The organism is Micromonospora zamorensis (assembly GCF_900090275.1).
GTDB classification, from domain to species: domain Bacteria; phylum Actinomycetota; class Actinomycetes; order Mycobacteriales; family Micromonosporaceae; genus Micromonospora; species Micromonospora zamorensis.
Genome location: NZ_LT607755.1, coordinates 1,495,341 through 1,516,400, shown reverse-complemented (window position 1 = coordinate 1,516,400; position 21,060 = coordinate 1,495,341). Strand labels below are relative to the sequence as shown.

15 protein-coding genes are annotated in these 21,060 nt (G+C 71.8%); 10 read left to right on the top strand and 5 right to left on the bottom strand.

Translation table 11 applies throughout. From position 1 onward, the window contains the following. Nucleotides 1–19: 19 nt before the first annotated feature. Nucleotides 20–1,129, bottom strand: coding sequence for a FecCD family ABC transporter permease (locus GA0070619_RS06770; RefSeq protein ID WP_231927310.1), 1,110 nt, complete (start codon nucleotides 1,127–1,129; stop codon nucleotides 20–22). After that, nucleotides 1,126–2,172: a FecCD family ABC transporter permease gene (locus tag GA0070619_RS06765; RefSeq protein ID WP_088947267.1), complete on the bottom strand. Its 1,047-nt coding sequence runs from the start codon at nucleotides 2,170–2,172 to the stop codon at nucleotides 1,126–1,128. Before GA0070619_RS06765 ends, GA0070619_RS06770 begins: the two co-directional genes overlap by 4 nt. A gap of 141 nt (nucleotides 2,173–2,313) precedes the next feature. Between GA0070619_RS06765 and GA0070619_RS06760 the strand changes: the two genes are divergently transcribed. Beyond that, a complete protein-coding gene (locus GA0070619_RS06760) occupies nucleotides 2,314–2,673 on the top strand; it encodes a YciI family protein (RefSeq protein ID WP_088947266.1) in 360 nt (119 codons plus the stop codon). 1 nt (nucleotide 2,674) lies between these two features. Here GA0070619_RS06760 and GA0070619_RS06755 read toward each other — a convergent pair whose 3' ends face one another. Further along, a complete protein-coding gene (locus tag GA0070619_RS06755) occupies nucleotides 2,675–3,043 on the bottom strand; it encodes a cytidine deaminase family protein (protein ID WP_088947265.1) in 369 nt (122 codons plus the stop codon). A 122-nt stretch (nucleotides 3,044–3,165) separates the two neighbouring features. Here GA0070619_RS06755 and hrpA point away from each other — a divergent pair, with 122 nt between their 5' ends. Then, on the top strand, nucleotides 3,166–7,236 hold the full coding sequence (gene hrpA, locus GA0070619_RS06750; protein ID WP_088947264.1) for an ATP-dependent RNA helicase HrpA: 4,071 nt from the start codon (nucleotides 3,166–3,168) through the stop codon (nucleotides 7,234–7,236). A 52-nt stretch (nucleotides 7,237–7,288) separates the two neighbouring features. Here hrpA and GA0070619_RS06745 read toward each other — a convergent pair whose 3' ends face one another. After that, a complete protein-coding gene (locus tag GA0070619_RS06745; protein WP_088947263.1) occupies nucleotides 7,289–8,221 on the bottom strand; it encodes a LysR family transcriptional regulator in 933 nt (310 codons plus the stop codon). A gap of 83 nt (nucleotides 8,222–8,304) precedes the next feature. Here GA0070619_RS06745 and GA0070619_RS06740 point away from each other — a divergent pair, with 83 nt between their 5' ends. The 7 genes from GA0070619_RS06740 (at nucleotide 8,305) to GA0070619_RS06710 (ending at nucleotide 16,859) form a co-directional block, all read left to right on the top strand. Beyond that, complete coding sequence (locus tag GA0070619_RS06740) at nucleotides 8,305–8,988, top strand: succinate dehydrogenase cytochrome b subunit (protein ID WP_088947262.1); 684 nt, start codon at nucleotides 8,305–8,307, stop codon at nucleotides 8,986–8,988. Between the two features lies 1 nt (nucleotide 8,989). After that, complete coding sequence (locus tag GA0070619_RS06735) at nucleotides 8,990–10,927, top strand: fumarate reductase/succinate dehydrogenase flavoprotein subunit (protein ID WP_088947261.1); 1,938 nt, start codon at nucleotides 8,990–8,992, stop codon at nucleotides 10,925–10,927. Further along, nucleotides 10,924–11,688, top strand: coding sequence for a succinate dehydrogenase/fumarate reductase iron-sulfur subunit (locus GA0070619_RS06730; protein ID WP_088947260.1), 765 nt, complete (start codon nucleotides 10,924–10,926; stop codon nucleotides 11,686–11,688). The genes GA0070619_RS06735 and GA0070619_RS06730 overlap by 4 nt, the downstream gene beginning before the upstream one ends. Before the next feature lie 628 nt (nucleotides 11,689–12,316). After that, nucleotides 12,317–13,501, top strand: coding sequence for a zinc-dependent alcohol dehydrogenase (locus GA0070619_RS06725; RefSeq protein ID WP_088947259.1), 1,185 nt, complete (start codon nucleotides 12,317–12,319; stop codon nucleotides 13,499–13,501). A 55-nt stretch (nucleotides 13,502–13,556) separates the two neighbouring features. Next, the gene (locus GA0070619_RS06720; protein ID WP_088947258.1) at nucleotides 13,557–14,486 is read left to right on the top strand and encodes an SDR family NAD(P)-dependent oxidoreductase; all 930 of its coding nucleotides are present in this window, start codon (nucleotides 13,557–13,559) and stop codon (nucleotides 14,484–14,486) included. 112 nt (nucleotides 14,487–14,598) lie between these two features. After that, nucleotides 14,599–15,603, top strand: coding sequence for a serine hydrolase (locus GA0070619_RS06715; RefSeq protein WP_088947257.1), 1,005 nt, complete (start codon nucleotides 14,599–14,601; stop codon nucleotides 15,601–15,603). 113 nt (nucleotides 15,604–15,716) lie between these two features. Continuing rightward, the gene (locus tag GA0070619_RS06710) at nucleotides 15,717–16,859 is read left to right on the top strand and encodes an MBL fold metallo-hydrolase (protein ID WP_088947256.1); all 1,143 of its coding nucleotides are present in this window, start codon (nucleotides 15,717–15,719) and stop codon (nucleotides 16,857–16,859) included. Nucleotides 16,860–16,891: 32 nt separating this feature from the next. Here GA0070619_RS06710 and GA0070619_RS06705 read toward each other — a convergent pair whose 3' ends face one another. Next, nucleotides 16,892–18,403 (bottom strand): deoxyguanosinetriphosphate triphosphohydrolase family protein, encoded by a 1,512-nt coding sequence (locus tag GA0070619_RS06705; RefSeq protein WP_088951603.1) that lies wholly within the window; start codon nucleotides 18,401–18,403, stop codon nucleotides 16,892–16,894. Between the two features lie 141 nt (nucleotides 18,404–18,544). On the opposite strand from GA0070619_RS06705, the gene GA0070619_RS06700 reads away from it, so the two are divergent. Continuing rightward, nucleotides 18,545–21,004, top strand: coding sequence for a Tex family protein (locus GA0070619_RS06700; protein ID WP_088947255.1), 2,460 nt, complete (start codon nucleotides 18,545–18,547; stop codon nucleotides 21,002–21,004). Nucleotides 21,005–21,060: the final 56 nt, after the last annotated feature.

Below are 21,060 nucleotides of genomic sequence, written 5' to 3'. Positions count from 1 at the left end.
CACACGACTCCTTGAGGCGTCACGACGACCGCCGCCGTCCGCGCAGCAGCAGGAAGATCAGGTACGGGCCGCCGATGGCGGCGGTCAGCACACCGGCGGGCAGTTGGGTGGGTGCGAGCAGGCGTCGGCCGGCCAGGTCCGCCAGCACCAGCAGCAGCGCGCCGAGCAGCGCGGCGCAGACCAGCGGTGGCCGTTCGGCGCGTACCAGTCGACGGGCCACCTGGGGCGCGACCAGCGCGACGAAGTCGACGGCGCCGACCTGGGCGGTGACCATCGCGGCGACGAGGACGCCGGTGCCGGCAAGGCCGATCCGGCGGGCCACCGGGCGAAGCCCGACGCCGCGGGCGGTGTCGTCGTCCAGGGCGGTGCTGTTCAGCGCCCAGCCGGCCCAGGCCAGCACCGGCAGCAGCACCAGCAGAGTGCCGGCGATCCAGGCCGCCTCGGTCCAGCCCTTGCCGGCCAGGGTGCCGATCAGCCAGATCTGCGCGCGGAGGCCGTCGATCGGGTCGGCGGTGAGCATGACCACCTCGGTGAGCGCCCGGAAGCCGAAGGCGACCGCCACACCGGCGAGCACGAACCGCTGCGCGGCCAGCCCGTGCCGGGCGCCGAGGGCGAACAGCAGCACCGCCGCGAGCAGCCCGCCCACCAGCGCGGTGGGTGCCACCAGCACCGCGGCCATGCCGCTGGTCAGGGCCACCGTCGCGGCGAGACCGGCGCCCTGGGTGATGCCGATCACGTCCGGGCTGGCGAGCGGGTTGCGGGCCACGCTCTGGATCAGGGTGCCGGCGATGCCGAAGGCGGCGCCGGCCGTCGCCGCCAGCACGACCCGCGGCAACCGAAGATCAAAGACCACGAGGTCGTACGGGGTGCCGGCGCCGGAGAGGGCGCGCAGCACGTCGGCCGGGGCGACGTACGGGGTGCCCAGCGAGAGGCTGAGCACGACGGCCAGCAGGAGCAGCACGGTCAGCACGGCGGCCACCAGCACCGCCCGGCGGCGGATGACCAGGCTGACCGGGCCGATCCGCAGCAGCGACCGACCGGGCAGTCGGGCAGAGCCACCAGCGGGTGACGCGGTGGGTGACAGGCCGGCCTGGGCGGGCGGACCCGAGGGGCGCTGGGTGGTGGTCACGCGGTCACCACCCGGGCGCGGCGGACCAGGACGGCCAGCAGCGGCGCTCCGATCAGCGCGGTGACGATCCCGGCCGGTATCTCGCCCGGTGGGGCGACGACCCGGCCGACGATGTCGGCACCGAGCAGCAGCGCGGGCCCGAGCAGGGCGGAGACGGCGAGGGTCCAGCGGTGGTCCGCGCCGACCAGGGCGCGGGCCAGGTGCGGCACGGCCAACCCGACGAAGGCGACCGGTCCGGCTGCGGCCACCGCCGCGCCGGTCAGCAGCACGGCGGCGAGCCCACCGCCGAGGCGGACCAGGCCGATGCGGTGGCCGAGGCCCCGGGCCACGTCGTCGCCGAGCGCCAGCGCGTCCAGACCTCGGGCGACCAGGGTGGCGAGCACCAGCCCGGCGAGGACGAAGGGCAGCACCTGCGCGGCGACCGAGAGGTCCCGGCCGGCCAGGCCGCCGACCACCCAGAACCGGTACTCCTCGAAGGTGCGGGCGTCGATGCTGAGCAGCGCGTACACCCCGGAGGCCAGGCTGGCGTCGAGGGCCGCGCCGACCAGCGCGAGGGTGACCGGGCTGGCGCCCTCGCGGGCCCGGGTGGCGATGGCGAAGACCAGCAGCCCGGCGATGAGTGCCCCGGCGATGCCGAACCAGACGTACCCGGCGAGCGTGCTGATGCCGAAGACGGAGATGGCGAGCACCACGCCGAACGACGCGCCGGCGCTGATGCCGAGGATGCGGGGCTCGGCGAGGGGGTTGCGGGTGAGCGCCTGGAACAACACGCCAGCCACCGCGAGGGCGAGCCCGACGGTGAGGCCGAGCGCGGTGCGGGGCATCCGCAGCTCACGGACGATCGTGCTGGCGTCGCCGCCATCCGGTGCGACGAGAGCGTGCCAGACCTGGTCGATGCCGAGTTGCCGGCTGCCGAGCGCGAAGCTGGCCAGTACGGCGAGCAGCAGCACCAGCGCAGACCCGACGGTGACGGCCACCCGGCGGCCGGTGCGGGTGCCGGACCGGCTGGGGGCCTGGGTCGGCCGGGTGACGAGGGTGGTCACGAGTCTCCTGCACGTTCACGCTTAGGTTCGCCTTACCTTAGCCGCTCAGGTGGGGGCCGCCTAACTGGCGCTTATCGATCCGCGACCCGCTGAGCAGGGCAGACGCCCGCGCGACGGGGGCCGCGCACCTAGGGTGGGCTCATGCGATTCGACCAGCACACGGTCGTCCTCCTGGCCCGACCGCCAGACCCGCCGGAGCTGCCGCAGGACGCGATCGACCGGTTGCAGGACGCGCACCTGGCCCACCAGGCGGGGCTCGTGGAGCAGGGGCTGGTGCTCGCGACCGGGCCCTTCCTGGACACCGACGACGACCGGCTGCGGGGTTTCGTCGTGCTCTCCATCGCCCCGGAGGAGGCGCGTGACCTCTACGCCAACGACCCGGCCGTGCGGGCCGGACGGCTGGACGTGCGGGTGATGAGCTGGATGGTGCCGGAAGGCAACGTGCGGTTCGAGGGCGTGCCGATCCCCCGGTCGATGCTGGAGGCGGCGGCGGGCGACTGACTCAGCCGAGCAGCGAACCGATCTCGACCACCCGCAGGGCGTCCAGCTCTCCGGTGATCACGCGCAGCGCCGGAAAGTAGTCGGCCAGCACCTGCCGGCAGTCGCCGCACGGCTCGTTGACGTCGCGGCCCCGGTCGGTGACCGTGACGATCGTTTCCAGCTCGGTCACACCCTGCGTGGCGGCCGTGCCGATCACCACGAGTTCGGCGCAGGACCCGCCGGTGGCGTGGTGGACGTTCACGCCCGTGAAGACCCGCCCGTCGGCGGTCCGGGCGGCCGACGCGACGGTGTGGTGCTGGCTGCGGCAGCGCAGCTTGGCGACCGCGGTGGCGGCCTGCACCAACGCACGGTCGGTGTCCCGCAGCTCCATCTCGGCCCCCCAGCGCTCGGCGTCGAGCGCCCACTCTAGGTGCCGCCCAGGGACGTCGACGGACCGGCCGCGCGGTAACCCAGGGGCGGTACGCCGCCGGGCTGCCTATCCTTGGGCACGACATGCAGAATCCAACCGCCTCCGTCGCGACCGACCAGGTTCGCGAGCTGTACAGCCGCCTGACCCCTCTGATGTTCCGCGACCAGCGCCGGCTCCAGCGGCGGCTGGACGGCGCCCGCAAGCTGCGCGACCCGCAGCGCCGGGAGGCGGCGCTGGCCGAGATCACCGCCGACCTGGTCCGGGCCGAGCAACGGCTCGCCAACCGCCGAGCGGCGGTGCCCGTGATCACGTACCCGGCGGGGTTGCCGGTCAGCGAGCGCAAGGACGACATCGCCGCCGCCATCCGTGATCACCAGGTGGTGATCGTGGCGGGCGAGACCGGCTCCGGCAAGACCACCCAGATCCCGAAGATCTGCCTGGAGCTGGGGCGCGGGGTGCACGGCCTGATCGGGCACACCCAGCCCCGACGGTTGGCAGCCCGCACGGTGGCCGACCGGATCGCCGACGAGCTGGGCACCGAGCTGGGTGACGTGGTCGGCTACAAGGTGCGCTTCACCGACCAGGTCAGCGAGCGCAGCCTGGTCAAGCTGATGACCGACGGCATCCTGCTGGCCGAGTTGCAGACCGACCGGATGCTGCGCCAGTACGACACGTTGATCATCGACGAGGCGCACGAGCGCAGCCTCAACATCGACTTCATCCTCGGGTACCTGCGGGAGCTGCTGCCCCGCCGACCCGACCTCAAGGTGATCATCACCTCGGCGACCATCGAGACCGACCGGTTCGCCCGGCACTTCGCCGGGCCACCAACGGCCGACGAGCCGGAGGGCGTGCCCGCGCCGGTGGTCGAGGTCTCCGGGCGTACCTATCCGGTGGAGGTGCGCTACCGGCCACTCGTCGAACTCGCCGAGGGCGAGGAGGACGGCGACGGCGACGAGGAGAACGTCCGCGACCAGATCCAGGCGATCGGCGACGCAGTCGAGGAGCTGGCCGCCGAGGGCCCCGGTGACATCCTGGTCTTCCTCAGTGGTGAGCGGGAGATCCGGGACACCGCCGACGCGCTGGGCAAGCTGGTGCAGAAGAAACGCTCGCTGCTCGGCACCGAGATCCTGCCGCTGTACGCCCGGCTCTCCTCCGCCGAGCAGCACCGCGTCTTCGCCGCGCACTCCTCGCGCCGGGTGGTGCTCGCCACCAACGTCGCGGAGACCTCGCTGACCGTGCCCGGCATCAAGTACGTGGTGGACCCGGGCACCGCCCGCATCTCCCGCTACTCCAGTCGCCTGAAGGTGCAGCGGCTGCCGATCGAGCCGGTCTCCCAGGCGTCGGCCAACCAGCGCAAGGGCCGCTGCGGCCGCACCTCGGACGGCATCTGCATCCGCCTCTACGACGAGCAGGACTTCCTCTCTCGTCCCGAGTTCACCGACCCGGAGATCCTGCGCACCAACCTGGCATCGGTCATCCTCCAGATGACAGCGATCGGGCTCGGCGACCTCGCCGCGTTCCCGTTCATCGACCCACCGGACAAGCGCAACATCACCGACGGCGTCAACCTGCTGCACGAGCTGGGCGCGTTGGACCCGACCGAGGCGGACCCGGCGAAGCGGCTCACCGCGCTCGGCCGGCGCCTGGCCCAGTTGCCGGTCGACCCGCGCCTGGCCCGGATGGTGGTCGAGGGTGAACGCAACGGTTGCGCCACCGAGGTGTTGGTGATCGCCGCCGCGCTCTCCATCCAGGACCCGCGCGAGCGGCCGGCGGAGAAGCAGGCCCAGGCCGACCAGGCGCACGCCCGGTTCGCCGACAAGGAGTCCGACTTCGTCGCCTACCTCAACCTGTGGCGCTACCTGCGCGAGCAGCAGCGGGAGCTTTCCTCCAGCGCGTTCCGCCGGATGTGCAAGGCGGAATACCTGAACTACCTGCGGATCCGCGAGTGGCAGGACATCGTCAGCCAACTGCGTCAGGTCCTGCGTACCCCGTCCGAGGGCGACCGGCGCGGCGGGCGGCCGGCGCGCGACACCGCCGACGGCGCGGACGCCGGCCGGGGTGAGAGCCGCCGGGGCGGCGCGGACCTACCGGAGGAGATCGACACCCCGAAGGTCCACCAGTCGCTGCTGCCCGGCCTGCTGTCGCACATCGGGCTCAAGGACGCCCAGAAGCACGAGTACCTGGGTGCGCGGGGGGCGAAGTTCGCGCTCTTCCCCGGCTCGGCGCTGTTCAAGAAGCCGCCGCGCTGGGTGATGGCCGCCGAGCTGGTGGAGACGTCCCGGCTGTGGGGCCGCATCGCCGGCCGGGTCGAGCCGGAGTGGGTCGAGCCGCTGGCGCAGCACCTGGTCAAGCGCAGCTACAGCGAGCCGCACTGGGAGAAGAAGCAGGCCGCGGTGATGGCCTACGAGAAGGTCACCCTGTACGGCGTCCCACTGGTCAGCTCGCGCAAGGTGAACTTCGGGCGGATCGACCCGACGCTGAGCCGGGAGCTGTTCATCCGGCACGCTCTCGTCGAGGGCGACTGGCAGACCCACCACCAGTTCTGGGCGGACAACAAGCGGCTGCTCGCCGAGATCGAGGAGTTGGAGAGCCGGGCCCGCCGTCGGGACATCCTGGTCGACGACGAGACCATCTTCGGCTTCTACGACCAGCGGATCCCGGCCGACGTGTCCTCCGGCCGGCACTTCGACAGCTGGTGGAAGAAGACCCGCCGCGAGCAGCCCGACCTGCTCACCTTCACCCGCGACCTGCTGATCAACGACGGCCGACCGGGGGTGGACGAGGACGACTACCCGGACGAGTGGCAGACCCAGGGGGTGACGCTGCCGCTGACGTACCGCTTCGAGCCGGGCACGCCGGACGACGGCGTCACCGTCGACATCCCGCTGCCGCTGCTCAACCAGGTGCCGGCGGAGACCTTCGACTGGCAGGTGCCGGGGCTGCGCGAGGAGACGGTCATCGCGCTGATCCGCTCGCTGCCCAAGGCGATACGCCGCAACTTCGTCCCGGTCCCGGACTACGCCCGCGCCGCCCTCGCGGCCATCACCCCGGGCGAGGAGCCGTTGCTGGACGCGCTCACCCGGCAGCTGCGCCGGATGACCGGCGTGACCGTCCCCCGCGACGCCTGGGAGCCGGGCAAGCTCCCCGCCCACCTGCGGGTCACCTTCCGGGTGCTCGACGCCGACGAAAAGCCCGTCGCCGAGGGCAAGGACCTGCCGGCCCTACAACGTCAACTGCGCCAGGAGGTACGCCAGGTGGTGGCGGCCGCCGCGCCGGAGGTGGCCCGGACCGGGCTGCGCGAGTGGAGCATCGGCACGCTGCCCCGCAGCATCGAGCAGGTCCGCGCCGGCTACGCGGTGACCGCGTACCCGGCGCTGGTCGACGAGGGCGCCACGGTCGGGGTGAAGGTGTTCGACTCCCCCGCCGAGGCGGAGGCGTCGCACTGGGCCGGCACCCGCCGGCTGCTGCGACTCACCGTGCCGTCCCCGGCGCGGTTCCTGCAGGGGCGGCTGAACAACGAGGCGAAGCTGGCGCTGAGCCGCAACCCGCACGGCGGCGTGCAGGAGCTGATCGAGGACGCGGCGGGCGCGGCCATCGACCGGCTGATCGGCGCGGCGGGCGGGCCGGCGTGGGACGCCGACGGGTTCGCGGCACTGCGCGAGAAGGTCCGCGCCGACCTGGTCGACACCGTGGTCGAGGTGATGGACCGGGTACGCAAGGTCCTCGCCGCCGCGTACGCCGTCGAGCAGCGGCTCGGCGCCACCCGCAACCTCGCCGTGGTGGCCGCGTTGGCCGACATCCGCGGCCAGCTCGCCGGGCTGGTGCACGCCGGGTTCATCACCGAGACCGGGTACGCGCGCCTGCCCGACCTGCTGCGCTACCTCACCGCCATCGAACGTCGGCTGGACCGCCTCGGTGGCAACCCGCAGCGGGACCGCCAGCAGCAGGACCGGATCGCGGCGGTGCAGAAGGAGTACGCCGACCTGCTCGCCGCCCTTCCGCCGGCCCGCCGGCAGGAGACCGCCGTCCGGCAGATCCGCTGGATGATCGAGGAGTTGCGGGTGAACGTCTTCGCCCAGGCGCTGGGCACCCCGTACCCCGTCTCGGAGCAACGGATCTACCGGGCGATGGACGACGCCGAGGGCCGCTGACCGGGCCGACCGCTCTTGGGCCGGCTGGGCCGCTCCGGCCCGGCCGGCCGGGTCAGGTCAGAGGCTCCACGCCGGGCGGCAGCTCACCCCGGTCGATCGCCGCCTGGATGTAGTCGAGCAGGATCCGCCGGAGTTCCCGACCCGCGTGGGTGGGCACGATGTCGCGGCGGCGGGCCACCGCGATGGTCCGTCGCACCCCGGGCGGAGCGAGGGGCGTGATCCGCACGCCGGGGCGACGGGCGAGCACGATGCCCGGCACCAGCGCGATGCCCAGCCCCGCCTCGACGAAGCTGAGGACGGCGTCCATCTCGCCGCCGTCCACCGCGAAGGTCGGTTCGAAGCCTGCCTCCCGACAGGCCTGGATGGTCGCGTCCCGCAGGTCGTAGCCCTCCCGGAACATGACCATCGGCTGGTCCCGCAGGTCGGTGATCCGCAGCTCCCCGGTCAGCGACGCGGTCGGCACCTCCCCCACCGAGGCCACCACCAGGCTCTCGCGCAGGATCGGATCGACCCGCAGCCCGGGGTCTGCACCCTGGGCCGGCATGATGATGAGGGCCAGGTCGAGGTCGCCGCGGAGCAGATCGCGCACCAGATCCTGGGAGCCACCCTCCTCGACCTTGAGGTCGACGGTGGGATGCGCGTCGCGAAACCGGCGCAGCACCGGCGGGGCGAGCGAGGTGGCCAGGCTCGGGGTGGCGCCGAGCCGGACCCGACCGCGGCGCAACCCCACCAGCTCCTGCACCTCGCGGGTGGCGGTGTCCACGTCGGCGAGGATCCGGGTGGCCAACGGCAGCAGCACCTCACCGGCGGCGGTGAGGGCGATGTTGCCCCGTACCCGCTCGAACAACGGCGCCCCGAGGTCGGTCTCCAGAGCGTGAATTTGCTTACTGAGAGAAGGCTGAGTGATGCCTACGAGATCGGCGGCTTGGGTGAAATGTCGTACTTCGGCCACCGCGACGAAGTACCGAAGCTGATGGAGCTGCATCTACATAGCCTACGGCTATCAACACTGCGAGTTTGATGCATTGGACGACTGATCGAAGTGCTCCTAGCGTCGGTTGCGTGGTAATGACGAAAACTCGGTCGCCCATCCGCTCGAACGTCGGCCTCAAGGCCGTCATGGCGGTGACGGGCATCCTGCTGGCGCTGTTCCTGATCGCCCACATGCTCGGGAACCTCAAGGTGTTCACGGGGGAAACCTCGTTCGACCACTACGCGCACTGGCTGCGCGACATCGGCAAGCCGCTGCTGCCCGGCGTCTGGTTCCTCTGGATCCTGCGCACCGTGCTGGTCGTCGCGGTCGTCGCCCACATCGTCGCCGCCACCGTGCTGGCCATGCGGGCCCGCGCCGCCCGCCCGGTCAAGTACGCCCACCGCAAGAAGGTCAACGGCAGCTACGCGGCCCGCACGATGCGCTGGGGTGGAGTGATCATCCTGCTCTTCGTGATCTACCACATCCTGGACCTGACCACCGGCACGCTGAACCCGGTCGGCGACGCCAGCAAGCCGTACGGCAACGTCGTCGCCGACTTCGCGCCCGAGCGCTGGTACGTCACGCTCTTCTACACGCTCGCCATCGTCGCGGTGGGCTTCCACCTGCGCCACGGCGCGTTCAGCGCGTTCCGCAGCCTCGGCCAGCAGACGCCGCGTGGCGAGCGTCGGGCGCGTACCGCAGCTCTGGTCTTCGCCGTGCTGCTCTGCGCCGGGTACCTGGTGGTCCCGTTCGCCGTACTCACCGGATTGGTGTCCTGACATGGAACTCTTCACCGAGGGCGACCCGATCGCCGACACCAAGGCTCCCGCCGGCCCGGTCGAGAAGCGCTGGGAGACCCGCCGCTTCGAGGCCAAGCTGGTCAACCCCGCCAACCGCCGCAAGATGACGGTGATCGTGGTCGGCACCGGCCTCGCCGGTGGCTCGGCCGCGGCGACCCTGGCCGAGCAGGGCTACCACGTCAAGTCCTACTGCTACCAGGACAGCCCGCGCCGGGCGCACTCCATCGCGGCACAGGGCGGCATCAACGCGGCGAAGAACTACCGCAACGACGGCGACTCCGTACACCGGCTGTTCTACGACACCGTCAAGGGCGGCGACTTCCGCTCCCGCGAGTCGAACGTGCACCGGCTCGCCGAGGTCTCCGTCAACATCATCGACCAGTGCGTCGCCCAGGGTGTGCCGTTCGCCCGCGAGTACGGCGGCCTGCTGGACACCCGCTCCTTCGGCGGCGCCCAGGTGCAGCGCACCTTCTACGCCCGGGGCCAGACGGGTCAGCAGCTGCTGCTCGGCGCGTACCAGGCCCTCGAACGGCAGATCGGCCTGGGCAACGTCGAGATGAACACCCGGCACGAGATGCTGGAGCTGGTCCTCGTCGACGACAAGGCCCGCGGCATCGTCGTCCGGGACATGGTCACCGGCGAGATCAGCACCGAGATGGCCGACGCCGTCGTGCTCGCCTCCGGCGGCTACGGCAACGTCTTCTACCTCTCCACCAACGCCAAGGGCTGCAACGTCACCGCCACCTGGCGGGCGCACCGCAAGGGCGCGTACTTCGCCAACCCCTGCTACACGCAGATCCACCCGACCTGCATCCCGGTCTCCGGCGACCACCAGTCGAAGCTGAGCCTGATGAGCGAGTCGCTGCGCAACGACGGCCGGGTCTGGGTGCCGAAGACCAAGGGTGACGACCGCAGCCCCAAGGACATCGGAGAGGACGAGCGGGACTACTACCTGGAGCGGATCTACCCCTCCTTCGGCAACCTGGTCCCCCGCGACATCGCCTCCCGCGCCGCGAAGAACGTCTGCGACGAGGGCCGGGGCGTCGGACCGACCAAGCTCGGCGTCTACCTCGACTTCGCCGACGCGATCAACCGGCTGGGCCGCAAGGCCATCGAGGCCAAGTACGGCAACCTCTTCGAGATGTACGAGCGGATCACCGGCGAGGACCCGTACGAGGTGCCGATGCGGATCTACCCCGCCGTGCACTACACGATGGGCGGCCTGTGGGTCGACTACGACCTCCAGTCGAACATCCCCGGCCTGTTCGTGATCGGTGAGGCCAACTTCTCCGACCACGGCGCGAACCGCCTCGGCGCCTCCGCGCTGATGCAGGGCCTCGCCGACGGCTACTTCGTGCTGCCCACCACCATCGCCAACTACCTGGCCTCCGGCCCGCTGGAGAAGGTCGACGCCAGTCACCCGGCGGCGGTCGAGGCCCGCACCGACGTCGAGGATCGCGTCCAGCGGCTGCTCGCGGTCAACGGTGACCGGACCGTGGACTCGTTCCACCGGGAACTGGGCCAGATCATGTGGGAACACTGCGGCATGGAACGCAGCGAGGCCGGCCTGCGCAAGGCGATCGACGAGATCCGCGGCCTGCGCGAGCAGTTCTGGCAGCGGGTCAAGGTGTCCGGCACCGGCGAGGAACTCAACCAGTCGCTGGAGAAGGCCGGCCGGGTGGCCGACTTCTTCGAACTGGCCGAGCTGATGTGCATCGACGCCCTGCACCGCGAGGAGTCCTGCGGCGGCCACTTCCGGGCCGAGCACCAGACGCCCGACGGTGAGGCGCAGCGCGACGACGACCGGTTCGCGTACGTGGCGGCCTGGGAGTTCACCGCCGACGGCGAGCCCTCGGTGCTGCACAAGGAAGACCTGAAGTTCGAATACGTCCACCCCACGCAGCGGAGTTACAAGTGAACCTGACCCTGCGCATCTGGCGCCAGAAGGGCCCTGAGGACAAGGGTCGGATGGTGACCTACCCGGTCGACGACGTGTCCCCGGACATGTCGTTCCTGGAAATGCTCGACGTGCTCAACGAGCGGCTGATCCTCGCCGGCGAAGACCCGGTGGCGTTCGACCACGACTGCCGCGAGGGCATCTGCGGCATGTGCGGCCTGATGATCAACGGCGACGCGCACGGGCCGCAGCGCGGCACCACCGCGTGCCAGCTGCACATGCGCCAGTTCACCGACGGCGAGACGATCGACATCGAGCCGTGGCGGGCCAGCGCCTTCCCGGTCATCAAGGACCTGGTGGTCAACCGGAGCGCCTTCGATAAGATCATCGCGGCCGGTGGCTACGTCACCGCGCCAACCGGCAGCGCGCCCGAGGCGCACTCCACCCCGGTCGCCAAGGCCAACGCGGACGCCGCCTTCGAGTCGGCGGCCTGCATCGGCTGCGGCGCGTGCGTGGCAGCCTGCCCGAACGGCTCCGGCATGCTCTTCACCGCCGCCAAGCTCACCCAGCTCTCGCTGCTGCCGCAGGGCCAGCCGGAGCGGTACACCCGGGTGATCGGCATGGTCGACGCGCACGACGAGGCCGGCTTCGGCGGCTGCACCAACGCCGGCGAATGCACCCCGGCCTGCCCGAAGGGCATCCCGCTGAACACCATCGGCCGACTCAACCGCGACTACCTCGCGGCCACGGCGAAGGGCGCCGGCAACACCCCCGGTTCCTGAGGCCACCGCACGACGCCGGACCGCCGTACCCCTGCGCTGTTTTCGGGGGTACGGCGGTCCGGCGTTTGTCCTTGGCTCGGCGTTCGGTCCTTGGGACTCGGCGTTCGGTCTTTGGTTCGGCGTTCGGTTTGTGGTTGCGGTGGGGCTGGGGCGACCGTCCCCGGCTCCGGGCGGTCAGGCTTGATCCCTCCGCCCGGGGACGGTCGCCCCAGCCCTGACCTTGGTCATGGGTGGTCCGTGAGTTGCGGTTTCGCTGCGGTACGCCGGTCGCTCCGATCGCGGACCCTTCGTGAACCTTGCCGACACGCCGTCACGTGCCAGTCGCCCTACCCGCGCCGACCTGCCTGGCGACACCACACCTCGCTGCTGCCCGCCGCCTTGACCCGCCCCGCCCACGCCACGCTGGCCCGACCCGCCCGCGCCGCCGCACTGGCCGCGACTGCTTGATCCACTCGGATTTCATGAAGTCGGGGCGTCATCGCACCTCGGATACCGCGACTTCAAGGAACACGAGTCGATCAACCACAGGCAGGGCCGAGAACAACCCGGACATCGGAGTGCGCAGCAGGTTCAAGTGCCCGAGCCCGGGTAGCAGTCTTTCGAGACGGCGTGAGAAGGGACGAGGGACATGAAGGCACTGACCTGGCAGGGAAAGCGGGACGTACGGGTCGAGGAGGTGCCGGACCCTCGGATCGAGGAACCCACCGACGCGATCGTGAAGATCACCTCGACTGCGATCTGCGGCTCTGACCTGCACCTGTACGAGGTTCTCGGGCCGTACCTGAAGCCGGGTGACGTCCTGGGCCACGAGCCGATGGGGATCGTCCAGGAGGTCGGGTCGGGCGTGACCGGGCTCAAGCCCGGCGACCGGGTGGTGATCCCGTTCAACATCTCCTGCGGGAGTTGCTGGATGTGCCAGCGGCAGCTCTACGCGCAGTGCGAGACCACCCAGGTCACCAGCGAGGGCAAGGGCGCGGCGTTGTTCGGTTACACCTCGCTCTATGGTTCGGTGCCGGGCGGGCAGGCCGAGTACCTGCGCGTCCCGCAGGCCCACTTCGGGCCGATCAAGATCCCGCAGACCGGCGCTGACGAGCGCTACCTCTACCTGTCCGACATTCTGCCGACCGCCTGGCAGGCGGTGAAGTACGCGGACACCCCTCCGGGCGGCACCCTGGCCGTCTTCGGGTTGGGCCCGGTCGGGCAGTTCTGCGCGCGGATCGGCCGCCACCTCGGCGCGGGCCGGGTGATCGGGCTGGACCTGGTGCCGGAGCGGCTGGAGCTGGCCCGCCGGCACGGCATCGAGGTGCTCGACGTGAGTGAGCTCTCCGACGTGCCGGGCGCGTTGATCGACCTGGTCGACGGTCGCGGTCCGGACGCGGTGATCGACGCGGTCGGGATGGAGGCGCACGGTTCGCCGGCGGGGAAGTTGGCTCAGACCGCCGCCGGGCTGTTGCCGGACAAGCTGGCCCAGACGATGACCGACCGGGCGGGCGTGGACCGGCTGTCCGTCCTGCACGCCGCGCTCAAGGCGGTTCGCCGTGGCGGCACCGTCTCGCTGTCCGGCGTGTACGGCGGCGAGGCGGACCCGATGCCGCTGATGGAGATGTTCGACCGGGGCATCCAGCTGCGGATGGGGCAGTGCCACGTGCGCCGGTGGACCGACGAGATCCTGCCGCTGCTCTCCGGTGACGACGACCCGCTGGGTGTGGAGGACCTGCGCACCCACCGGATGCCGCTGAGCCAGGCGCCGCAGGCGTACGAGATGTTCCAGAAGAAGGAGGACGGCTGCATCAAGGTCGTGCTCGAACCATGAGTGCGAGGAGTGAGCCGGGGTTGCGAGCCCCGCAGTCACGAATGCAGCCGGTGCCGTGAGCCGAGTGGTCGTGATCGTCGGCGCGAGCAGCGGGATCGGCCGGGCGACGGCCCGGGAGTTCGCCGAACGCGGCGACCGTCTGGTCCTCGCCGCTCGCGCCACCACGACCCTGGCCGAGGTACGCGCGGAGTGCGCCGACGTCGACGTGTTGACCGTGCCGACCGACGTCACCGAGCCGGGCGCTCTGGACGCGCTCGCCGACGCGGCGATCGAGCGGTTCGGTCGCATCGACGTCTGGGTGCACACGGCGGCGGTGATGGCCTACGGTCGCTTCGACGAGCTGCCCGGGCGGGTCTTCGACCAGGTGGTACGGACCGACCTGCTCGGCGCTGCCGGCTCGGTGCGGGTGGCGCTGCGGCACTTCCGGGCCGCCGGGGCCGGCACTGTCGTCCTCACCGGCTCGGTGCTCGGCCACATCACCGCCCCGAACATGAGCGCGTACGTGGCGAGCAAGTGGGGTTTGCAGGGTCTGGTCCGCACGGTGCAGCAGGAGTTGCGCGACAGCCCGGAGATCCGGTTGTGTCTGGTCAACCCGGGCAGCGTGGACACACCGGTGTACCAGCAGGCGGCCAACTACCTGGGCCGGGTCGGGCGACCTCCGCCGCCGGTCGCCAGCCCTCATCGGGTGGCCCGGGCCATCGTGAACTGTGTGGACCGTCCCCGTCGGGAGGTGTCCGTGGGCCGGCTCAACGTGGTGATGCGGGTCGGGTTCACCGTGCTGCCGGGCGTCTACGACATCCTCGTCGGGCCGTTGATGCGGCTGGCCGGCCTGAGTGGACGGTCGATTGCCGCGAACGACGGCTCGGTCTTCGCCCCGAACCCGGCCGGTGAGGCGGTACGCGGCGGTCACCTGCCCGACCTGCGGCAACTCGTGTCCGGGCCGGCGAGCGCAGTCGGAGCGGCAGTGCGCCGACGATTCGGCTGACCTGTTCGGAGTTGTTCGGAACTGTTCGGGGGGCATTGTGGATCGATCAACTCGCCTAGGGTGGTGGGCCAGCAAGCGCTCTGGCGCACCACGATGGGGGAGACGATCGACCATGCGACTGAACCGTAGAACGGCACTCGGGTTGGGCACGGTGGCCACCGCCGGCACGGTGCTGGGCGCCGCCTCCTCGGCGAGCGCCGCCGAGAGCACCGAGGTCACCCCGACCACCCCTGCCCGGGCAGCCCGCCGGGTGGCCGCCGTCTTCGCCAAGCACAGCGTTGAGGCCGGCGGCAACTGGCAGGCGTACGTCAGCGTCGCCGACCCGGCCGGCACGCCGGTGGTGGCGGTGGAGGCCGACGCGGACCGACGGATCGAGGCGTACAGCGTCAACAAGATCGCGGTCGCCACGGCGGTGCTCGACAAGGTCGACCGAGGGCTGCTCACCCTGGACCAGCAGGTCGAGGTGAGCGCGGCGATCGTCGTGCCGGGTGGTGACGGCATCTTCAGCCTGGACGGCGCGTACCCGAGCATGGTGACCCTCGGGCACGTGCTGGCCAATCTGCTGACCGTCTCGGACGACACGGCTGTGCGGCTGTGCGGGCTGGTCGCCCCGGCTGCCGAGATCAACTCCATCCTGGTCGCCAAGGGTTTCCCGAACACCCAGGTTGAGCCGGTGGCCAACCCGAACCGGTTCTTCCTCGGCACCAGCACCCCGCGCGAGACGCACGACCTGCTGCGCGCCCTGGTCGGCGGCACGCTGCTCTCCCCCGCCTCGACCACGTACCTGTTGGGTCTCCTGCGTTCCCCGGTGGCCTTCACCGACGGCATCCGGCGCACCATGTCCTCGGACGAGCGGGCCCGGATCGCCACCAAGGCCGGCTGGTACGCCGACGCCCGGCACGAGGCCGGCGTGATCTTCGACCGCTCCGGTGCGGCCGTGCTCACCTACGCGCTCTTCGCCGACGGGCAGGCCAACCCGGAGGACTTCGGCGCCACCCACCCTGCGGTCCAGGCCCGGGCAGCCATGGGCCCGAAGTTCCTGGCCGCGGTGGACCGGATCGCGGGCGTGGGCCGGACGTTCCGGATCACCGCCCGGCGCCCCAGCAACGGCGGCTAGAGCCCGTCCCGGGTCGGTCGCCGCTGCCGGCGATCGACCCGGCGTGGCGACCGCCGAGGCACGGACCGATCCGGGTGACTACCGTGTAGGGCGGACACGTCGGAGGGACGGCAATGGCACGAGCGCAGAGCACGGACGTCGAACGGTCGCTCGGGCGGCGGATGCGGGGCGCGGCCGGGCTGGCGGCGCTGGCCGGGCTGGCCTGGGTCGCCCGGGATGTGCCGGCGGCGCTCGGCGGCCGGCTCAGCGGGGCCCGGGCCGAACGGGCGGCCCGCTCGCCCCAGTTCCGTGAGGGCACCTTCCACAACCAGGCCGGCACCCGCACGATGGTCGCCGAGCCGGGCCGCAACCTGGTCCGCGAGCTGATCTTCGGCAAGCAGAAGCGACGCCCGACCGCACCCGTGCCGCTGCTGCGCTCCAGCGCACCCCACACCGTCGACACCGCCGACGAGCTGAACATCGTCTGGTACGGCCACGCCTCGACGCTGATCGAGATCGAGGGCCGGCGGGTGCTGCTCGACCCGGTGTGGAGCGAGCGGTGTTCCCCCTCCGGGCTGGTCGGTCCTCGCCGGCTGCACGAACCACCGGTACGCCTCGACGAGCTGCCGCCGCTGGACGCCATCCTGATCTCGCACGACCACTACGACCACCTCGACATGCCGACCGTCCGGGCGCTGCTCGCCGGGCAGTCCGCGCCGTTCCTGGTGCCGCTCGGCGTGGGCGCGCACCTGGACCGCTGGGGCGTACCCGCCGAGCGGATCATCGAGCTGGACTGGTCCGAGTCCCACCGGGTCGCCGGGCTGGAGATCACCGCCACCGCCGCCCAGCACTTCTCCGGGCGAGGGCTGCGCCGCGACGGCACGCTCTGGAGTTCGTGGGTGGTGGCCGGGGCGCGCCGCAAGGTCTTCTACACCGGCGACTCCGGTTACTTCGACGGATACTCGGCGATCGGCGCCGAGCACGGGCCGTTCGACGTGACGCTGATGCAGATCGGCGCGTACGACCGGGCCTGGCCAACGATCCACATGTTCCCCGAGGAGGCGGTCGACGCCCACCTCGACCTGCGTGGCGGGCTGTTCGTCCCGGTGCACTGGGCGACGTTCAACCTGGCCCTGCACGACTGGTCCGAGCCGGTGGACCGGCTGTGGGCCGAGGCGAAGGCCCGCGACGTGCGCCTCGCCGTGCCCCGCCCAGGCGAGCGGGTGGTGGTCGACGAGCCGCCCGCCGTCGACGGCTGGTGGCAGTCGGTCGCCTGAGGCAGGCCACAGCAGGCATCGCCTGAGCCGGGTCAGAGCACGAAGGCGTCGGTCCAGAGCGCGCCGGAGCGGCCGGAGAGCGCGTCCAGCATGGCCACCGCCTGACCGTCGGTGAGCTGCGCGACGAAGTCCACGATGGCCCGCCCCCGGGCGCGGCCGATCCGGTCCGGGATCCGTGGGTGCAGTTCCGCCTCGGCCAGCTCGACCAGGTCGTGCAGCCGGCGGGGCAGTCGCGACTCCTCCTCCGGGTCGAGCAGCCACTCCCAGAGCGCCTCGACCAGGGTGCCCAGCAGCCGGGCCTGGCCGCGCTGGTGCAGGGCGAGATCCGGTCGGGCCAGCACGAACCGGTGGTGGACGAACTTGAGCACCTGCACCTCGTGCCACTGCGCGCAGCCCAGCAGCACGTGACCGGAGCGCACCGACGGCTGGTCGGTCACCGTGATCGCCTCGACGAAACGGGTGGACCAGCGGGCGGAGAACCGCGCCACGTACTGCTCGGCCTCGATCGAGCCGTCGAACGGCATCGCCAGCAGCCCGTCGACCAACTCCTCGCGGACGTGCTCGACAGCGGCGGCGAACGCGTCGTCGTCGGCGATCCAGGCGTCCTTGCGGTGCAACTGCCGACGCAACCGCTCGATCGCCGCCCCCGGACGCCGGGCCGCGGTGGCCAGCGCCGCGTCGGTGATCGCCCGGAAGTGCCCGCTCTCGCGCTGCCACGCCATCAACTCGGCGGACACCGACCCCTGTTGGAGCACACCGACCCGGTAGAAGTCCTCCACGTCGTGGATGGCGTACGCGATGTCGTCGGCGGTGTCCATCACCGACGCCTCCACGGTCTGCTGCCAGTCCGGGATGCGGCCGGCGAACGGCTCCCGGGCCTGCCGCAGGTCGTCGAGTTCGGTCCGGTACGCGCCGAACTTCGACGAGCCGCTCTCCGGGTCGTCCGGCGGAGGGGTGGCCCCGCGCGGCGGCGGGTCCATCGTGCGCGGGTGCGGGTCGGGGTGGTCCAGCCGGGTCCACGGGTACTTCAGCATCGCCGCGCGGACCGCGGCGGTCAGGTCCAGCCCGGTGGTGGCCGCGCCGCGGATCTCGGTGCTGGTGACGATCCGGTACGACTGGGCGTTGCCCTCGAACCCGTCGGCGAGGCCGAGGCGCTGGCGGGCCAGCCGGTCCAGCACCCGCTCCCCCAGGTGCCCGAACGGCGGGTGGCCGAGGTCGTGTGCGAGCGCAGCGGCCTCCACCACGTCGGGGTCGCAGCCGCCGAGCTTGTCCAGCAGGTCACGCCACCGCTCGTCGGCGTTCAACCGCTCGGCGACCGCCCGGGCCACCTGGGCGACCTTGAGGCTGTGGGTGAGCCGGTTGTGCACCAGCAGCCCGGAGCCGACCGGGCTGATCACCTGGGTGACACCGCCGAGGCGGGCGAAGAACGGCGAGCCGACGATCCGGTCCCGGTCGGCGCGGAACGGGTTGGCCGTCAGGTCGCCGAGGGCCCGGGCGCTGCCGCCGAAGAGCCGCCGGGCGCGCGGCTCCGCAGGTGTTTCCATGATCGCCACGCTAGCGCAGGGCCGCTGGCACCGCCGCCGGTCACCCCGGCCGGGCGCGGCGACAGCGTCGGGGGCCGCCCGGCAGAATGCAGGCGGTACCCGCTCTTTGAAGGCGGATCGAGTCGAAGGCGGATCGAGATCGTGACCCAGTCTGTTCATCAGCGGATCGCCGGCGAGCTCGGCGTGGCCGAGCGTCAGGTGCGGGCGGCCGTGGAGCTGCTCGACGGCGGCGCCACCGTGCCGTTCATCGCCCGTTACCGCAAGGAGGCCACTGGCCTGCTCGACGACACCCAGCTGCGCACCCTGGAGGAGCGGCTTCGCTACCTGCGCGAGCTGGACGAGCGGCGGGCCGCCGTGCTGGAGTCGATCCGCGGTCAGGGCAAGCTCGACGAGGCCCTGGAAGCGCAGATCATGGCCGCCGACTCGAAGTCCCGGCTGGAGGACATCTACCTGCCGTACAAGCCGAAGCGGCGGACCCGGGCGCAGATCGCCCGCGAGGCCGGGTTGGCGCCGTTGGCCGAGACGCTGCTGGCCGACCCGACCCAGGACCCACGGGCCACCGCCGCCGGGTTCGTCGATGCGGAGAAGGGCATCGCCGACGCCGCCGCCGCGCTGGAGGGCGCGCGGGCGATCCTCATCGAGACCTTCGCGGAGGACGCCGACCTGATCGGCACGCTGCGCGAGCAGATGTGGTCGCGAGGGCGCCTGGCTTCCCGGGTACGCGAGGGGCAGGAGACCACGGGCGCCAAGTTCTCCGACTACTTCGACTTCTCCGAGCCGTACCCGAAGCTGCCCTCGCACCGGATCCTGGCCATGTTCCGGGGCGAGAAGGAGGGCGTGCTCGACCTGACCATGGAACCGGAGGAGGCCGGCGAGTCCGACGCCGCGCCGACCGGCCCGACCCGTTACGAGGCCGCCATCGCCGGCCGGTTCGGGGTCTCCGACGCCGGTCGCCCGGCCGACCGCTGGTTGACCGACACGGTCCGCTGGGCCTGGCGTACCCGGATTCTCATCCACCTCGGCGCGGACCTGCGGATGCGGCTGTGGCAGGCGGCCGAGGAGGAGGCGGTGCGGGTCTTCGCGACCAACCTGCGCGACCTGCTGCTGGCCGCGCCGGCCGGCACCCGGCCCACGATGGGCCTGGACCCGGGCCTGCGGACCGGCGTGAAGGTGGCCGTGGTGGACGCCACCGGCAAGGTGCTCGCCACCGACACGATCTATCCGCACGAGCCACGCCGGCAGTGGGACGCGTCGGTCGAGACCCTCGCCCGGCTGGCCGGGGCACACGGGGTGGAGTTGATCGCGATCGGCAACGGCACCGCCTCGCGGGAGACCGACAAACTGGCCGGCGACCTGATCAAGCGGCACCCGCAGCTCAACCTGACCAAGGTGATGGTCTCCGAGGCCGGCGCGTCGGTCTACTCCGCCTCCGCGTACGCCTCGCAGGAGCTGCCCGGGATGGACGTGTCGCTGCGCGGCGCGGTCTCCATCGCCCGACGACTCCAGGACCCGCTCGCCGAGCTGGTCAAGATCGACCCCCGGTCGATCGGGGTCGGCCAGTACCAGCACGACCTGTCCGAGGTGAAGTTGTCCCGGTCGCTGGACGCGGTGGTGGAGGACTGCGTCAACGCGGTCGGGGTGGACGTCAACACCGCCTCGGCGCCGCTGCTGACCCGGGTCTCCGGGATCGGTGCCGGGCTGGCCGAGAACATCGTGCTGCACCGGGACGCTAACGGGCCGTTCCGGTCGCGTACCGAACTGAAGAAGGTGGCGCGACTCGGTCCGAAGGCGTTCGAGCAGTGCGCGGGCTTCCTGCGCATCCCCGACGGCGACGACCCACTGGATTCCTCCAGCGTGCACCCCGAGGCGTACCCGGTGGTGCGCCGGATCCTCTCCACCACCGGTCAGGACCTGCGCTCGGTGATCGGTAAGAGCACCATCCTGCGGGGGCTGCGCGCCACCGACTTCGTCGACGACCGGTTCGGTCTGCCCACCGTCACCGACATCCTCGCCGAGCTGGAGAAGCCGGGCCGGGATCCTCGGCCGGAGTTCCGCACCGCCACCTTCGTCGAAGGGGTGGAGAAGATCGGCGACCTGACGCCGGGCATGGTGCTCGAAGGCGTGGTCACCAACGTGGCCGCGTTCGGCGCGTTCGTCGACGTCGGGGTGCACCAGGACGGTCTCGTGCACGTCTCGGCGCTGTCCCGGACTTTCGTGAAGGACCCCCGCGACGTGGTGAAGTCCGGCGACGTGGTCAAGGTCAGGGTGCTCGACGTGGACGTACCCCGTAAGCGCATCTCGCTGACTCTGCGCCTGGAGGACGAGCCGGGAGCCGCCGGTGGCGGTGGTCGGACGAGCCAGGAGGGGCGTGGCGGCCCGGCGCAGCGCGGGCCGCAGGGTGGTCCTGCCGGTCAGGGCGGTCGCGGCGCGCAGGGTTCCCGGGGCGGGCAGGGTGGCGGTCAGGGTGGTCGTGGCGCGCAGGGTGGTCGCGGCGGGCAGGGTGGCGGGCAGGGTGGCCGCGGCGGGCAGCAGCGGCAGGGTGCGCCGGCGCCGGCCAATGACGCGATGGCGGAGGCCCTGCGCCGCGCCGGCCTGGCCTGATCAACCAGCGGGGCGCGCAGCCCTCGCTCGACAAGCTCGGGATGTCGCCCACGCGG

Excerpts from the sequence above, each read along its gene's own strand:
- GA0070619_RS06755 (WP_088947265.1), bottom strand. The coding sequence starts at position 3,043 with ATGGAGCTGCGGGACACCGACCGTGCGTTGGTGCAGGCCGCCACCGCG.
- GA0070619_RS06735 (WP_088947261.1), top strand. The coding sequence starts at position 8,990 with ATGGAACTCTTCACCGAGGGCGACCCGATCGCCGACACCAAGGCTCCC.
- hrpA (WP_088947264.1), top strand. The coding sequence starts at position 3,166 with ATGCAGAATCCAACCGCCTCCGTCGCGACCGACCAGGTTCGCGAGCTG.
- GA0070619_RS06710 (WP_088947256.1), top strand. The coding sequence starts at position 15,717 with ATGGCACGAGCGCAGAGCACGGACGTCGAACGGTCGCTCGGGCGGCGG.
- GA0070619_RS06745 (WP_088947263.1), bottom strand. The coding sequence starts at position 8,221 with ATGCAGCTCCATCAGCTTCGGTACTTCGTCGCGGTGGCCGAAGTACGA.
- GA0070619_RS06705 (WP_088951603.1), bottom strand. The coding sequence starts at position 18,403 with ATGGAAACACCTGCGGAGCCGCGCGCCCGGCGGCTCTTCGGCGGCAGC.
- GA0070619_RS06725 (WP_088947259.1), top strand. The coding sequence starts at position 12,317 with ATGAAGGCACTGACCTGGCAGGGAAAGCGGGACGTACGGGTCGAGGAG.
- GA0070619_RS06715 (WP_088947257.1), top strand. The coding sequence starts at position 14,599 with ATGCGACTGAACCGTAGAACGGCACTCGGGTTGGGCACGGTGGCCACC.
- GA0070619_RS06740 (WP_088947262.1), top strand. The coding sequence starts at position 8,305 with ATGACGAAAACTCGGTCGCCCATCCGCTCGAACGTCGGCCTCAAGGCC.
- GA0070619_RS06760 (WP_088947266.1), top strand. The coding sequence starts at position 2,314 with ATGCGATTCGACCAGCACACGGTCGTCCTCCTGGCCCGACCGCCAGAC.